Genomic DNA, 15,021 nt, shown 5'->3' with positions numbered 1-15,021 from the left:
CCGCCCGCGCCGCCGCTGCCGCCCGCGCCGCCGCTGCCGCCCGCGCCGCCCAGGCCGCCGCTACCGCCATCACCGCCGCTACCCCCAGCGCCGCCGCTACCCCCAGCGCCGCCCGCGCCGCCGCTGCCACCCATTTCCCCGAGGATGCGGCCACGAACTCGGTAGCTGTCGAACGGCGCGCCCAGCATGAACCGGCTGTAGAGCGCCAGCGTTTTGCCCGCGCCGTCCGAGGCCAGCGCCGTCGGGCGGGTGTCCAACCCCGGAGGCGCCACCGTGAACAGCGGCTCGACCATGCCTCCGGGGCTCAGCTCCACGCCGCGCAGCGCCGTCGCGCACCCCCCTGCCGTGGCCTCGCGCTCGCGCCAGGTCACCACGATGCGCTGCCCGTCGAATGCAGCCGAGGGGAAAGCCTGCGGCTGCGAGCCGCCGCACGCATTCACGATCGGCGCGATCACGAACCCGTCCGGATCGAGCACGGTCCCCGCGGGGCTGACGCGCGCGCCGCGCAGGACGTGGGCGCCGCCGCCGTCCTTCGAGACCCACACCACCACGTGGTTTTGCCCGTCGAAGACCGCCGCCACCGGGCCCTCGACCAGGGGCGCGCTGGACGACGCAATGGGAAAGAGCGCTGTGTCCACCAGCACCCCCGAGGGGCTCATCCGTGCCCCGCCGAGGCCGCTTTCCATTCCGTACGTCGCGAGGTGATTCGTGCCGTCGAACGAGAACGCCACGGGAGCGGAGTAGACGTCCGGGAGATCGATGGTGAACGGCCCGCTCACCACGCCCTGGTCATTCATGAACGCCGCGACCGTGGTGAAGGAGATGTATTCGTCGAAAGCGATGAACAGCGTGCCGGCTGGACTGTTCGCCATCTTGTACGTCGTGCAAGCGACCCCGGGCAGGCCGACGTTGCCGAGCACCGCTCCCCCCGGGCTCACCCGGGTGACGCTGGACCAGCCGCCGCACCCTTGCGGGTGGTAATCGGTCGTCTCCGACAACACGATGAAATTCGTCCCGTCGAAGCCGACGCGGTACGCATACCGGTACAAGCCCGGATCGCCAAGCACGCTCGGAATGCCAGGCAAGACCTCGATGCCATTGGCATCGAGGACCTGGCCGTCCGGAGCGACCCGCGCGCCATACACGCTGCCCATCCCGCCCGCGCGCGTGTCGGTCCAGACGGCGAAGTAATTCGTCCCGTCGAAGGCGAGCGCGGGTCCTTGCTGCCCGTTCATGCCAGTGGCGACGCGGCTCGGCGGCGCCGGCAGCGTGCCGTCCGCCGCGACGCGCCTCGCGCGCAGGTTCGTGTGGATGAGGTCGTAGTCGAACAGCCCGTCCGCGAAGATCAGCAGCGCCTCGCCGCCGCTCGACGCCGCCGCGAGATCGCGCCCTTTCCCGACGTCGAGCGGAGCGGCGTCGAGGGGGACACCACCCGAGCTCAGCCGCGCGGCGCGCAGCGGCGTGAAGTCATACTCCTCCGTCCACACCCGCCAGAACACGGTGGTGTCGCCGCCGTTGGAGGCGATGGCGAGATGGGCGGCCGGCTCCCCCGGCCACGGCACATCGAGGACGATCCCGCCAGGGTCGAGCACGGCCCCGGCGCTCGTGACGCGGGCGGCCGAGACGACGCTCTGAGCGCCGTCCTCCTTCGACCAGGCCGCCACATAGTTCGTCCCATTGAAGGTGAGGGCGAGGTCGTCGGTGTACGAATAGGAGCTGATCGGGCCGACGGGAAACGGCGCTGCCTCGACGGGCGCGCCCTGCGCGTCGAGGCGGATGGCGCTGAGCTCGAAATCTTGACTCCAGCCCAGCACCAGGGAGCCCGTGCCGTCGGAGGCCACGCGCAGCGGGCGGAGGGGGCGAGCAGGGTAAGGGTTGAGCTTCATGGGCACCGTGACCGTGGGCCCGACGACGCCGGCCAGCGTGATCTGCGCGGCGCAGATGTGGCTGTTGTTGGCGCAGGGCCACACGTCCTGATAGGCGGCGCCGTTCCAGGCGAGGGCCGGCGGGGCGCCGAGCGAGCCTGTCGCGGCGATCGTGAGGGGGGTGGCGTCGAGGATGGCGCCACTCGCGTCCAGGCGGACGCCGCACTGGTTGCAGGCGGCGCCGGGAACGCCCGCGAAGGTCACGAGGAAGCCCGAGCCGTCGGAGGCGACGGCCGGCTTGCTCCCCCGGCCGATACGGAAGGCCGGCGAATCGAGCGGCGTCCCGTCCAGCGCCACGCGCGCGGCGTAGAGGGGGACGTTGATCGTGCCCTCCCCCGTGGCAGCCTCCCGCGTGTCCTCCCAGACGACGAGGTACTGCCCGTCGCCGTACGCGATCGCCGGCGCTTGTTTCACGCCGTCGACGTCTCCCAGGACCGGCGCGTCGAGGCCGATCTCGGACCCTACGGTCAGGTAGAGGGGGTTGGCGGGCGTTCTGGGCTCGGTGCCGGGCAGCGAGAGCCCCGGCCCGCGGTCCGCCGCGGCAGGCGCGTCCGCCGTCCCGGGCCGGTCGGCGCACGACAAAAGGAGCGCTGCGCCGAGGGTGAGGGGTGCGAGGGTGGAAAGAGAAGAGAGGAGGCGCAGCGAAGGTCGCCTGCCTCTCTGACCGACGAATGATGGAAAAATCGGTAACATAGCCAGGGAGCCTATCGGCCACGGGACAGCCTCGACAACAGGTTTGTTACACGGGCCGCATTTTCGCTCCGTCCGTGCTTGACGTCGGGTTTCCGCTGCGCCCGCTGCGGGGGGTCCGAGCTCGCCCGCCGAGGACTTCGGGATCGAGGCTGCGGGCGGCATCGAGGGCGAGGGCGAGGGCGGCGCGAGAAGATGATCGCGACGGGGGCCCTCGACGTCCTAAGTGCCAGATCGAGCCCCAGGCGGTTGCAGAGGCCACCGCCATGAGATCGCCGCCGCTCCCGCCATTGGCAGCGCGTGCACAAGCTCGCGCCCTGACGATCCACCCATCGCCGGGCGTGGCTGTCACGCGTGCATGACAGCGACCGTTGCGGCGCCGTGACGGGTGTCATGGACGCGCGACAACCACGGACCCGCGAGATCGAAGGGCGCACGGAGTTTCGCGCGAAATCGAGCTTCTCCGCGCTCTGGCATGGCTCGTGCTCGAGGGGTCGGCATCCCCCTGCCGGAGAAAACGTCATGAAGAAGAGCACCGTCTCCCTCGGCTTTGCACTGGTCCTCGCGGTGGGCACCGTTTTCGCGCAGACGGCGCCGCCCTCGCTGAGCGCTCGCCTCGCCGCCGTGGGTCAATATTATGGTAACGCGAACGGCAAGATCCCCCTCCACCTGACCGGCGGCGGAGTCCTGTACGTCGCCACCGCCAACGGAACAAGCCCATTCTCGATTTATACGGTCAACGACACGGTGGCCAACAGCGCGACGGTCGGCGCCTGCGCCTTGGACGCGGCAGGCGCGCCCGTCGGATGTGATCCTGCGTATGGCGAGACGATGCTTTATGCGCTCCAGAATTTGCAGAACTCCGAGCCCGATCCGAGCGAGTTGACGATCCGTTGCTGGTACAAATGGTGGCCCGACGACGGCCGCTGCGCGGTCACGTGGAGCGACGGGAGCACCTCGTGCTACAAGTGCGATTACGCCAAGAATTGCGAGCCGGACCCCACGTGCGGCCAATAGAACGGCAAGCGGGTGCATCCGTCGCGGTCGCGAAAGCGGTCGTGAACGCTTGCCTCTCGGCGGTTCACGTTGCTACGCCGATACTCGCATGAAGCCCCACAGGTCCTAAAGGCGCCCTCCTTCGGACGGCTTCCTTCGAGCCATCACGCTGCTCCGCGACCGCGTCGAGGACCCGAACGCCTATCCCTACACCCTCCCGGCCATTCGTTCGCTCGACACCTGCGAATTTCATTCTCGGGTGCCCAGGGGCTGCCGCCTCAGCAACATGAACGGCCCTTCCGGCAGCGGCATCGTGCCTTCTCGTTCGAAGGGAGCCTTCCCGTCCGGCCCCATGCCGAAGCTCGCGCCCCCGTTCGTCTCGAAGACGACCTCGTCGTACCGATCGTTGATCACCAGAAGCCAAGACGAAGCCGACGAGGCTGAGCAGCAGGGGTTTCGACCAAGCCGTGGTTTGCCGGACCATCATCATTGTCCCTCATCGCAAGCCAACGCTCGCGCTCGCCTGCTCCGTGACGCTCGTGCCTTCCCTCGGTCCGCGCATCCGAAGCCCCTCGTGGCCGTGCCGTCGGCTCAGTCGACGAACACGTTCCAGCAGAGTGCGTTTCGCAGTTTTTGGTCGTCGAGAACGAGGTCTCGTATTCCGCTGGGCAGTTGTTCCCACTGCCATTGGCGTTCGGCTCGCGCAGCCGCGTCCCCTTGGCCCGAGGGGGCGGCTTCCCTGACAGCCCTGATGGCGTATGCCGCAGCCCCCAACTCATGGGCGGCCACATGCGCCACGGCCACCGCCTGACCCGCCGACAGGGCCGCCAACCGGGCGGCGGCGGGCGCCTCGCGGCCTGCGGCATTGGAAGCGAACGCCGCCTTGTGACACTCCTTCATTGTCGCCTCGCCTCGGGTCCACGCTCGCACCAGTGCAATCGCTCTCCGCGGCCGGTCATCGTCTTTCCTGTATTCATCGAAAAAAAACATGACGTGCTGCGCGCAATCCGCGGCCCAGATTGCCAGCGCGTGATGGGTGCCTTCCTCCAGGAGCCCTCCGCGGCGGATGGTGATGAACCGCGGGTCACGTTTTTTGGGAAGAATCATGGTGCTCCTTCTTGCACGGCCCATGGATATACTCGACCGCGGTCACGGCGGCGAGCACGAGGCGCACGTGGAGCGCCGCGCGGCCTCGTGCCCCCCTTCCCCCACGTCGATCCCGCGGATGTTCGCGGTCGAGCGCGGTGCGGCGAGCATCGAGCGTGAGGAGCTCCCCGTCGACGAGCAGATCGCTGGCGCCAAGAAGCTGTTTCGTTTAAACACGAAAGCCGGTGTTTCGATCGCTGCCGCTCCTCATGCTCCTCTTGGCTCTCGCGTCGTCCTGCGACGCGCGCCGCGCCGAGCCCAGCGCCGCGGCGCCCACCACGAGCCCGAGTCCGAGCGCGCCGCCGGCCCTGCCCCCGGCCGTCGTCGCGCCGAAGGAGCCGAGTCCACTCCGAGCCGCGTCGCCCATCGTCGATCTCACGGTGCCCGGTCATCCCGCGGCTGTCGTATCTCTGCCGATCGGCGCGACGTCGCGCCGGCCCGTCGTCATCGCCGCGCACGGCAATTACGGTCGGCCCGAGTGGCAATGTCAGGCCGTTCGCGATCTGTTCGAGGATCGCGCGTTCATCTTGTGCCCTCGCGGCATCCCGCGCGACAATTCCCCCGGCCCGGACGATGTTCGCTTCACCTACGAGAGCAACGCGGCGCTCGAGCTGGAGATCGACGCCGGCCTTCGGGCGCTCACGGCGACGTATCCCGATTACGTGGATCCCGGCCCTCCCCTCTACATGGGGTTTTCCCTCGGCGCGATTCAAGGCGTCGCGATCGCCGCCCTGCGGATTTTTCGCGGCTCGTGCTCATCGAAGGCGGCCATGACGCCTGGAAGCCCGAAGTTGTGCAGGCTTTCGCCAAGGGCGGCGGCAATCGCGTGCTCTTCATTTGCTCTCAAAGCTTCTGCGAGAAGGACGCCCGCTGGGCGGCCGCGCGGCTGAGGGAGGCAAAGATCCCGACACGTATCGTAAAAACTGCCGACGTGGGACATCGTTACAATGGCCCCGTGGCCGAGGCGACCCGCAAAGCGCTCCCTTGGTCGCTCGAGGGAGACGCGCGGTTCGGGAATCTGCTGCCGGCCCCCTGATGGCAAGGTACAAAGGCGCTCCATGAGCAAGCCACTCCGCGAAGCCGACATCCGCGCCGCGTTCGAGCGCGTTCACGAGCGGATCTCCGCGGGCCGCGAGCCCGGCCGCGCGCTGCGCGTGGTGACGCGATCCGACGCCGAGATCGACCTGGATGCGTTCTCGGCGACAGCCGCAGACCAAGTCGCGGCGCTTTTTCAGTTCGACGGCATCTTGCTGTGTGCCGCTGGCCAGGCCAGGGAGGCCATCCCTCACTTCGACGTCGCGCTGAAGTGCGCCGTGTCCGCCGAGCGGCGCGCCGGCATCTTGTACCACCGCGGTCTCGCCCTCTTGCTCAGCACGCTCCGCGGTCCCCCCGCGATCCATCCCGGCCGTGAGGTCGACGTGCAGATGCCCCGCTCCCCGGTCGTGCGGCTCTTCAGCGCCGTCGATGTCGCTACGGGCGGCGGTGCCCTCGACGCGCTGCTCGATGCCGCGGTCTTGCCGGCCGAACCCCTGATCGGGAGGTCGGTCTCGAAGGATCGGCTCCGCGCTTCGCGGGACTTCGATCAGAGCCATGCGCTTTCGCCTGCGAACAGGCTCGCGGCGTTCCACGGCGCGCTCTGTCACCTGATGCTGGGCGCACTCGCGATCGATCTCCCCGTGCGTGCTCGCCTGGCGTCGTTGACCACGGCGACGACCCGAACCGACGACCCGAACATCCGCGAGCTTTCGCAGCGATGCGCGGAGGAGCTCGCAGGCGCGAGCTTTTGGGTTCGTCACTTCGGACGCGTCGATCTCCCGACGGCCTCTGCGCGTGCGCTGAGGGAGCTCGACGTCCGACCGCACGAGCCACCTTCGCTCGAAGCTTCCCATCGCAGCATGAGCGTCGTGATCCCGGCCCAAGAAACCTCATGAGCGAATTATTTCATCTTTATTGAATCATTGGCAAGCCCACCAGGGGCCTGTCAATGCCCCTGCACGAGGAGATCGTGGAGGTCGAGTTTGGTGGGGATGAACCCCACGCATTCACCGATTCCACCGTGGCCATACGCTGGCCCGTTTTTCCGGGAGTCAGACGATTGACGCACAGCGGCAGACTCGCGGAGGGACACGATTGCAGTTCGTTGTGGACGCCGCCCTCGATTCTGCGCGAGAGTATCCCCGTGACGAGCCCGCAACGCCCCCTGGATCGCGCCCCGTGGAACCAGGACGCGGTTCCCGAGGGACCTCGCTCGGTCCCCCCCGGCCAGCCCACACCCTCCGCGCCCGTGAGCGCGTTCATGCCGCGCTTCGAGACCTCGCCCCCCCCAGCGCCCTTCGAGCGCACCCCGCCGCCGCAGAGCGCCATCAACGCGGTATACGCCCCCTCGCCTTCCTCCGCGGGGCCCGCCTCCTCCGCTGCCCCACGGCGCTCGCTGGGGGGCATCGCCGCGGTGGTGCGGCAACTCGACCGGAAGCACGGCGCATTTTTCATCTCGCGCCTCATCCTCATGACAGGCATCAACCTGCGCACGTACGACGCCGCGACGCCCGACGATCCGCACGCCGTCACGAAGGTCGCCAGGGCGCTGCGCTCCCTCGTGCCCGCGACCGAGCTCGACGGGCTCTTGCAGTTCTTGCCGATCCAACGATAAAACGCTCCCCAACGAAAGAAGCAGGGAGGAGGACCATGAGCGATCTCGTCATGGGCGCTGGACACAGCGCCGCCCCGGAGACCCGCGCCGCCGCGCACGAAGCCGCATCCGTCGCGCGACACGCGCTCGGGGGCAAGGAGCCGCGGCTCGCCATCGTGGCTGCCACAGTCGATCACGACGCGAGCGTGGTGCACGCCGCATTCCGCGAAGCCTTGCCCGGCGTGCCCCTCCACGGCGCGACCACATCCCTCGGGGTGCTCACGGGCAGCGGCGTGGTCATGGGCGCGAATGGCGGCGTGGGCGTGCTCCTCCTCGGAGCCGGTCAGGATGCGTCGTTCGCCGTGGGCAGCGCCGATCTCGCCGAGGGCGCGCGAGAGGCAGGCCGCAAGGCCGCGCGAGCGCTCGCGTCGAGCGGCCCCGCAGGCGAGCCCCCGCGGCTCGTGTTCCTCGCAGTCACGCCCGGCCGCGAGGAGGAAATCCTCGCCGGCATCGCCGACGTCCTGCCCGGCGTGCCCGTCTTCGGCGGCAGCGCCGCCGATCACACGATCGAGGGCGCCTGGAGCATCTTCACGGACCGGGGCGTGCTGCGCGAGGGCGTCACCCTCGCAGGGCTCTGGGGCGCGTCCGTACGTCTCGGCGCAGTCATCGAGGCCCCGTACGAGCCCACCGACAAGCGCGCCGTGATCACCGCGTCAAACGGCCGCGCCATCGAGAAGCTCGACGGCCGCCCAGCAACCGAGGTCCTCCACGGCTGGATCGGCGATTCGATCGCCGCCGAGGTGCGCGAGGGCGGCAACCTGCTCATGCAGACCGCAGTGACCCCGGTGGGCATCGCACGCGGCGGCGACGCGGCGCAGCCATTCTACCTGCTGCTCCACCCGGCGCATGCGCACCCCGAGGGCCGGATCGACGTCTTCGCCGAGGCGCCGCAGGGCGCCACGGTATGCCTCATGTCCGGCAGCGCAGATTCGCTGGTGGGCATCGTCGACCGCCTCGTCGACCGCTGCCTCGCTGCGGCGAACATCGAGCCGCGGGACGCGCGTGGCGCATTCTTGATTTACTGCGCCGGCTGCGCGGGCGCGGTGGGCAGTCGTATCGAGGAGGTGCTCTCGCGCCTCCGAGGTCGGCTCGGCGACATCCCGATCCTCGGCTTCTGCACCTTCGGCGAGCAAGGCCACGTCCCCGGCGTGGGCAACGTCCACTCGAATCTGTCCGTCTCGCTCGTCATCGCGGGCTGAGCTGAGTCTCATCCGGGACCGTGGAGCCGGGGCGCTGCCCCGGGCCCCGCGGGGGCTGTTCGCCCCTCGACCCGAACCAGGGCCAGCCCTGGACCTCTGGGCATCGACTGCGCGAAGCGCAGTCGATGCGGGGAACGTTTTTTAAGCTGTCCGCCCCCTCTTTGCTGGGCCAGCCCTGGACCTTTGTTGGAAGAACTGCGCTTCGCGCAGTTCTTCCACAGGCCGGTGGCAAGACCGTGGAAGTTCATTTCACGCGGAACCGTCAGCGCCGCTGTGTTGGTGGGCAGGGTCGTTGCCTGTCTTGACCTGGCCCGTTCGATGAACTGCGCATCGCGCAGTTCATCGACCCCGAGTCCAGCGCTTGCGCTGGTCCGGGTCCAGGGGTGGACAACCCCTGGTCGGGTCCGGGGTGAAACCCCGGCGCTACGCTGTGGAACACCCTGGCGTGGATCCTCGAAAAATCAAGAATTGGCCCAGCCAATACGTTGAAAGGATCCAGACTGGCCCGAGAGGTAGAGGAAATACCCAGCGATTCACTCCGATGAGCGAGTCCGATATCACGAAGAAGATCGCGCCTGCGCAGAAAATGCGTGAGGCGTGGTCCTTTGGCTCGACGAGGGCGCGCCCGAGTGCTCGACCGAGCATCGATGAGATGACGATTGCGTACGCCGTGATGGGCGCGTGCAGGGCCTCCGGTGCGCGGCCGGATCCGACGAGGATTTTCCACATGAGCCCGCCGAAGGCGAGCGCTGGCAGCATCGTGAGCCACGCGCCGGCCGTGCGCCCTGGCAAACCCATTCCGATGAGATAAAAGAGGTGCGCGACGAGAAACACCCCGAGTCCGGCTACGAAGACGTTATCGATGACGGCGTCTGCGACGAGTGACGCGAAGAGCCCGAGCCCGACGAACTTTGCGAGCCGCCCCTGCCTCTCGCGCAGACGCGCGGCGCAAAGCAAAAAAAGCGGGGTGACCTTGAGCAGGCGGTACGCGATCGAGCCTGGCGCGAGCGTGATGAGCACACACGAGGCCGCCGCGCTTGCGAGGTACGCTCCGAAGAAGATCGCCTCGCGGCGCCGAGAGGAAGCTAGATCCATGGGGCGAGAGCTTACCGTATCGCTTTCGGCCTTACAGAGCGCTTCGAGCGACGCCCGCCGCGGGACCGGCTACACTCCCCGCCCCCGCATGACCCCTGCCCCGCCCCCGACATCGCCTGCGCCTTCGCTCCGCCCTTACCAGCGCGAAGCCTTGAGCGCTGTCCTCGCCGCCCGGCGCGCGGGTGTCCGCCGCATGGTCGTTTGCCTCCCGACCGGCGCTGGCAAAACCGTCATTTTTGCCGAGCTTTCCCGCCTTGCGCGCCGCGGTGTCCTCGTGCTCGCGCATCGGGAGGAGCTCGTCGAGCAGGCCCGCGACAAGATCCACCGCGCCCTCGCTGGTGCTGCCATCGTTGCCGTCGAGCAAGGTGCGCGCCGCGCGCCGCGTGATGCCAAGGTCCTTGTGGCTTCGATCCGCTCGCTTCACGAGGCGCGCCTCGAAGACCTCCTCGCGGGCCGTGACATCGGGCTCGTCATCTACGACGAATGCCACCACGCTGCCGCCGCTGACAACCTTCGCGTCCTCCGTCGCCTCGGAGCATTCGATTCCGGCTGGAATGGCACCTTGCTCGGCTTCACGGCCACCACCACGCGCGGCGACGGAAAGGGCCTCGACGCGGTCTTCGAGCGCATCGTTTATACGAAGACCTTGCCGGAGCTCATCGAGCAAGGGTATCTCGCTCCGCTCTCCGGGTATCGCATTGCCACCACCGCTGACCTCTCGCGCCTCTCGGGCGAGGGCCTCGACTTCGCCGAGGACGAGCTCGCGCTCGCCGTGGACATCGAGGAGCGCAACGCCCTCGTGGCCCGCGCGATCCAGGAGCTCGCGCGCGACAGGCGCACCATTGCGTTCTGCGTGACCGTGAGCCACGCGCGGAACCTCTGCTATGCGCTCAACGCCCTCGGTGTCCCCGCCGGCATCGTCCACGGCACCATGAAGCCAGAGGACCGCGCGAGAGCCCTCGAAGACTTCCGAAAAGGCCGCACGATCGTGCTCACCAATGTCGGCGTCTTGACCGAGGGCTTCGACGATCCTGGCGTGAGCTGCGTCGCGATGGCCCGCCCCACGCGGAACGAGGGGCTCTACGCGCAATGCGTGGGGCGCGGGACACGTCTCTTTCCTGGAAAAACCGATTGCTTGATCCTTGATTTCGTGGATCTTTCCGCCCTGGATCTCTGCACGCTCCCGTCTCTCTTTGGCATGCCGCGGGATCTGGACCTCGAGGGCCGCGACGCCTCCGAGGCGAGGCGCGCGTGGGAGCGGATCGCGTTCGATCATCCTGGATTCGAGCTCGAGGCGGGCGCGATCACGCTGGGCGAGATCCAGGACCGCGCCGCGCGCTTCGATCCGCTGGGGCTCGGGCTCTCCGGTGACGTCCGCGCGATCTCCGGCAATGCGTGGTCGTCTCTCGGCAAATATGGGCTCGTCCTGCATTTCGAGCCACGGCCGGGGCAGCTCGCGGAGGCGCTTGTCGTGAGCCGCGGCGCGCGCGGCAAGCGCTGGGAGGTCCTCTTCGACGGCGAGAGCATGGCCCGCTTCAGTCGGATCGAGGAGGCGGTGGAGGCGGTCGATTACGAGGTGCAGCGGAAGGGCCGCGCGGCGGAGGCCTCGGCGCTCGCGAGCGCGGCCTGGCGGAGGGAGCCCGCACCCGCGGGATCGAGGGCGAAGACGCGGGCGGACGCGCTGCGGCTCGACGTGTTTTTGCGGGTCGTACGAGGCTAGCGGTGGAGCTCACCCCCGAGCTTCGCTGAAGGGCTCGGTCGACCTGGTGCTCTAGGGCACGCCTCCAGGGTCTGACGCCCTCCTGCAGAAGGGAGCGTCGGGCCGCGGGGCCGGGTTGACAGATGCGTATGATGGTCGTAATATGATTGTCGTAATATGTCGCTCCCTGGCGCGGACCCCGACGCCGCGCCTCGTGCTGCAAAAAACACAACGATCACCCGGACATGACCATGAACATCCAGAACGCGACCGTCTTCATCACTGGCGCCAACCGCGGTATCGGCCTGGCCTTCGCGAAGGCCGTCCTCGAGCGCGGGGCGCGCAAGGTCTACGCCGCCGCGCGCAACCCTTCGAGCATCGAGCTCGCAGGCGTGACGCCCGTGAAGCTCGACGTGACCTCGCCCGAGGACGTGAGCGCCGCGGCTGCGGCAGCGAGCGACACCACGCTCGTCATCAACAACGCCGGCATCGCCACGCTGGGCAGCTTCAACACCCCCGAGGCCGAGGCCGTGCTGCGCCGCCACCTGGAGACCAACGTCTTCGGCGTGCTCCGCGTCGCCCAGGCATTCGCGCCCGTGCTTTCGCAGAACGGCGGCGGCGCCTTGCTCAACGTCGCCTCCGTCGCAAGCTGGCTCTCGAGCCCGACCCTGGCCAACTACGCCGTGTCGAAAGCCGCGCTGTGGAGCTTGAGCAACGCGCTCCGCAACGACCTGCGCCCGCAGGGCACGCAGGTGCTGACGCTGCACATGGGCTTCGTCGACACCGACCTGACCCACGGCATCAGCGCGCCCAAGGCCACGCCCGAGGACATCGTCGCCCGCGCCCTCGACGCGCTGGAAGCCGGCGAAAGCGAGGTGCTGGCCGATGAGCTGACCCGCGAGGTCAAGCGCAAGCTGAGCGCCGAGCCCGCGATTTATCTGGTCCCGCGGTGACGCCCATGGTCGCCACGGTCCCCTCCACCGCCGCCGCCCCCGACGCTGCCCCCGCCGCCCCCTGGCGCGTGTTCTGGATCGCGAGCGTCGCCGCATTCCTCGTGTCGCTCGACACGACGATGCTGTTCTCCGCATTCGACGCGCTACGCCAGAGCTTCGGCCACACCACGGCGGCGGAGCTGTCCTGGGTGCTCAATGCGTACACCGTCGTATACGCCGCAATGCTCATTCCTGCGGGTGGGCTCGCGGATACGCACGGGCGCAAGCGCGTGTTTTTGATCGGCGTCGCGTTGTTCCTCGCGGCGTCGGCGGCGTGCGGGCTCGCTTCCAGCGTCTCGCTCCTGGTGGCCGCCCGCGTCGCGCAGGCCATCGGCGCGGCGCTGCTGACGCCGGCTTCCCTTTCGATCGTCATCGCGGCCTTTCCAGCCGAACGGCGTGCGATCGTCGTGAGCCTCTGGGGCGCCGTGGGCGGCCTCGCCGCGGCCGTCGGGCCCAGCCTCGGCAGCTTCATCACCGACGTGGCGGGCTGGCCGTGGGCTTTCTACATCAATCTCCCGCTGGGCGCGCTGGCGCTCTGGCGCGGCGCCGTCCACCTCGACGAGTCCGTCCCGAGCTCGGATCAAAAGCGCGTGGATGGCGTGGGGATGGCGCTGCTGATGCTGTGCGTGGGCGCGCTCGCGCTGGCCATCGTCGAGACCGAGTCTCCCGCACGCACGCGCGGAGAGCTCGCGGCGATCGCCGTCACGGGCGTCGCGGCCGGCGCGGCCTTCCTCGCGTGGTCACGGTACAGCCGCGCGCCGCTCGTGAATCTCGCGCTCTTCGAGAATCGGACGTACCGCCACGTCAACGCAGCGACGTTCGCCTTCGGCGCTGCGTTTTCGATGATGTTCCTCGGCTTCTTTTTCTACATGCGCGGCATCTGGGGTTACTCGTTGCCGCTGGCCGGCGTGGCCGTGACGCCGGGGCCGCTTCTGGTCGTCCCGACGGCCATCTTCTGTGGTCGTCAGGCTGCGCGCGTCGGCCACCGCCGGTTCCTCGTCGGCGGCTCGCTCCTGTACGCCGCGAGCAGCCTGTGGTTCCTGCTCGTGCCGGGGCCGCAGCCGAACTACGTCCTGCATTGGCTGCCAGGATTGTTGATGAGCGGCGTGGCCGTGGGCCTGGTGCTCCCGTCCCTCTCCGCCTCGGCCGTGAGTCGATTGCCCCCGGCGAACTACGCGGTGGGAAGCGCGGTGAACCAAGCGACACGGCAAATGGGCTCGGTGCTCGGCGTCGCGCTCGCGGTCGCGCTGCTCGGTCACACGACGCTCGCGCGGGCGGACTTCAACCGACTGTACGGTCTGCACATCGTGCTCGCGCTGATCACCGGGCTTTTCTGCCTGGGCGTGGATACCCGGCCCGCCGCGCCTTCTACTTCTTCCCCGCGTTCGCCTCCGGCACCTTGATCTCGTCGTTCGCCGCCACGCCGCTCTTCACCTCGATCTTGATACCGTCGCTGATCCCCACCTCGATGTTGCGCCGCTCGAATCGATCGACGGCGACCTTCACCTCCACGTAAGGTTTGTCCCCCTCGAAAGACACCAGCTTTTCGTTCAGCGCGAGCGTCTGCGTCCGTTTTTCGAGCACGATCCCCGCGTTCGCGCTGTAGCCTGCGCGGATCGTCACGCCCTGCACGGGCGCCAGCGCGGCCCGCACCTCGAATTGAATGGCGCCGTCGACCAGCTTTCCTTTCGAGGCGATGAACTCGAGCTTCCCGTCAAATGTCCGGTTCTCGATCGCGCCGATCTGGATGGAGGCGTCCATCCCCGTCGATATCTTCCCGACGTCGGCCTCGTCCACGGTGCCGAGGAAGATCATGTCGCTCATGTCGGCGATGATCGCGATCGTCGTCCCTTCATTGAAATTGTTCGCCTCGATCACGCTCGCGCCCTGGATCACGGGCACGTCCAGCACCGTACCCGCGACCGTGGCGCGGATCTGCGTGTTGCTCGATTTGTCGCTTCGCGCGATCGCCCCCTCGCGCGCCACCGTCAATCCCTCGTTCGCGGCCGCGACCTCCGCGGCCTTGATGTCGCGATCGAGCTGCCGGCTCGACAGATCGAGCTCCGAGAGCAGGCCACCTTCGCGAAGGCGTTTCGCCCGCTCGAGCTCCAGCGTGGCGTGCTTCAGCGAGATGTTCGCGGATCGCACCTGCCCCTCGGCGCGGGTCAACGCCACCACGTCCGGGATGATCGTCACCTCCGCGATCAAGTCGCCTTCCTTGATCAACTGCCCGGCCACGACGTGGATCGTCTTCAGAATCCCGGAGACGCGCGGCTTGATCAGCACCTCGCGTCGCGGCACGATCGACCCGGTCGCGACGGCTTTTCGCACGATGTCGCTCACGGCCGCCTTCTCGGTCTTCACCACCGGCGGCGGGCCCTTCGAGCGTTCGTAGAGGAAAAACAGCGTCCCCACGAAGCCCCCGAGGATCGCCAGCAAGACGAGGGAGACGAGCGCGGTCCGGAGCGCGCGCAGCGCCTTGCCACTCCTGCGCGGCGGAGGAGGCGCCGCGGCCTCGTCTCCTGGCTCGGGCCCATCCGCGCCGCGCTCTTCTTTGCCCCCGTTCGCTCGCTCTGCGTCGCTCATCGTC

Annotated in this window: 12 protein-coding genes and 1 pseudogene; 8 read left to right on the top strand and 5 right to left on the bottom strand. The window is 68.5% G+C overall.

Annotation, left to right across the window (positions count from 1 at the left end; all coding sequences use genetic code 11):
- Positions 1-2,507: pseudogene (locus QHF85_RS43270) on the bottom strand (hypothetical protein); the annotation flags it as partial.
- Between the two features lie 630 nt (positions 2,508-3,137).
- On the opposite strand from QHF85_RS43270, the gene QHF85_RS43265 reads away from it, so the two are divergent.
- Positions 3,138-3,632: a hypothetical protein gene (locus QHF85_RS43265; protein WP_281333336.1), complete on the top strand. Its 495-nt coding sequence runs from the start codon at positions 3,138-3,140 to the stop codon at positions 3,630-3,632.
- A 228-nt stretch (positions 3,633-3,860) separates the two neighbouring features.
- Here QHF85_RS43265 and QHF85_RS43260 read toward each other — a convergent pair whose 3' ends face one another.
- Both QHF85_RS43260 and QHF85_RS43255 read right to left on the bottom strand, forming a co-directional pair.
- Positions 3,861-4,025 carry a hypothetical protein gene (locus QHF85_RS43260; RefSeq protein WP_281333335.1) on the bottom strand — a complete coding sequence of 55 codons (165 nt, stop codon included), beginning with the start codon at positions 4,023-4,025 and terminating at the stop codon, positions 3,861-3,863.
- A gap of 177 nt (positions 4,026-4,202) precedes the next feature.
- Entirely contained in the window at positions 4,203-4,718 is a 516-nt protein-coding gene (locus QHF85_RS43255) for a putative immunity protein (protein WP_281333334.1), read from the bottom strand.
- A gap of 248 nt (positions 4,719-4,966) precedes the next feature.
- Between QHF85_RS43255 and QHF85_RS43250 the strand changes: the two genes are divergently transcribed.
- The 4 genes from QHF85_RS43250 to QHF85_RS43235 all read left to right on the top strand — a co-directional run bounded on the left by QHF85_RS43250 (position 4,967) and on the right by QHF85_RS43235 (position 8,645).
- Positions 4,967-5,647, top strand: coding sequence for a hypothetical protein (locus QHF85_RS43250; protein WP_281333333.1), 681 nt, complete (start codon positions 4,967-4,969; stop codon positions 5,645-5,647).
- A 168-nt stretch (positions 5,648-5,815) separates the two neighbouring features.
- Positions 5,816-6,688 (top strand): hypothetical protein, encoded by an 873-nt coding sequence (locus QHF85_RS43245; protein ID WP_281333332.1) that lies wholly within the window; start codon positions 5,816-5,818, stop codon positions 6,686-6,688.
- A 353-nt stretch (positions 6,689-7,041) separates the two neighbouring features.
- Entirely contained in the window at positions 7,042-7,407 is a 366-nt protein-coding gene (locus QHF85_RS43240) for a hypothetical protein (RefSeq protein WP_281333331.1), read from the top strand.
- A 35-nt stretch (positions 7,408-7,442) separates the two neighbouring features.
- Positions 7,443-8,645: an FIST N-terminal domain-containing protein gene (locus QHF85_RS43235; RefSeq protein WP_281333330.1), complete on the top strand. Its 1,203-nt coding sequence runs from the start codon at positions 7,443-7,445 to the stop codon at positions 8,643-8,645.
- Positions 8,646-9,068: 423 nt separating this feature from the next.
- Here the strand turns inward: QHF85_RS43235 and QHF85_RS43230 are convergent, their stop codons facing one another.
- The gene (locus QHF85_RS43230) at positions 9,069-9,740 is read right to left on the bottom strand and encodes a lysoplasmalogenase (RefSeq protein ID WP_281333329.1); all 672 of its coding nucleotides are present in this window, start codon (positions 9,738-9,740) and stop codon (positions 9,069-9,071) included.
- An 88-nt stretch (positions 9,741-9,828) separates the two neighbouring features.
- Here QHF85_RS43230 and QHF85_RS43225 point away from each other — a divergent pair, with 88 nt between their 5' ends.
- From QHF85_RS43225 to QHF85_RS43215, 3 genes are all read left to right on the top strand, one after another.
- Entirely contained in the window at positions 9,829-11,460 is a 1,632-nt protein-coding gene (locus QHF85_RS43225) for a DEAD/DEAH box helicase (RefSeq protein ID WP_281333328.1), read from the top strand.
- A 230-nt stretch (positions 11,461-11,690) separates the two neighbouring features.
- Entirely contained in the window at positions 11,691-12,392 is a 702-nt protein-coding gene (locus QHF85_RS43220; protein WP_281333327.1) for an SDR family oxidoreductase, read from the top strand.
- A gap of 5 nt (positions 12,393-12,397) precedes the next feature.
- On the top strand, positions 12,398-13,834 hold the full coding sequence (locus QHF85_RS43215; RefSeq protein ID WP_281333338.1) for an MFS transporter: 1,437 nt from the start codon (positions 12,398-12,400) through the stop codon (positions 13,832-13,834).
- On the opposite strand, the gene QHF85_RS43210 is transcribed toward QHF85_RS43215, so the two are convergent.
- The gene (locus tag QHF85_RS43210; RefSeq protein WP_281333326.1) at positions 13,800-15,017 is read right to left on the bottom strand and encodes an efflux RND transporter periplasmic adaptor subunit; all 1,218 of its coding nucleotides are present in this window, start codon (positions 15,015-15,017) and stop codon (positions 13,800-13,802) included. The genes QHF85_RS43215 and QHF85_RS43210 overlap by 35 nt on opposite strands.
- Positions 15,018-15,021: the final 4 nt, after the last annotated feature.

The sequence above is a fragment of the Polyangium sp. 6x1 genome, from assembly GCF_029946515.1.
GTDB lineage: Bacteria > Myxococcota_A > Polyangia > Polyangiales > Polyangiaceae > Polyangium.
This window is presented reverse-complemented; position numbering and strand designations above follow the sequence as displayed.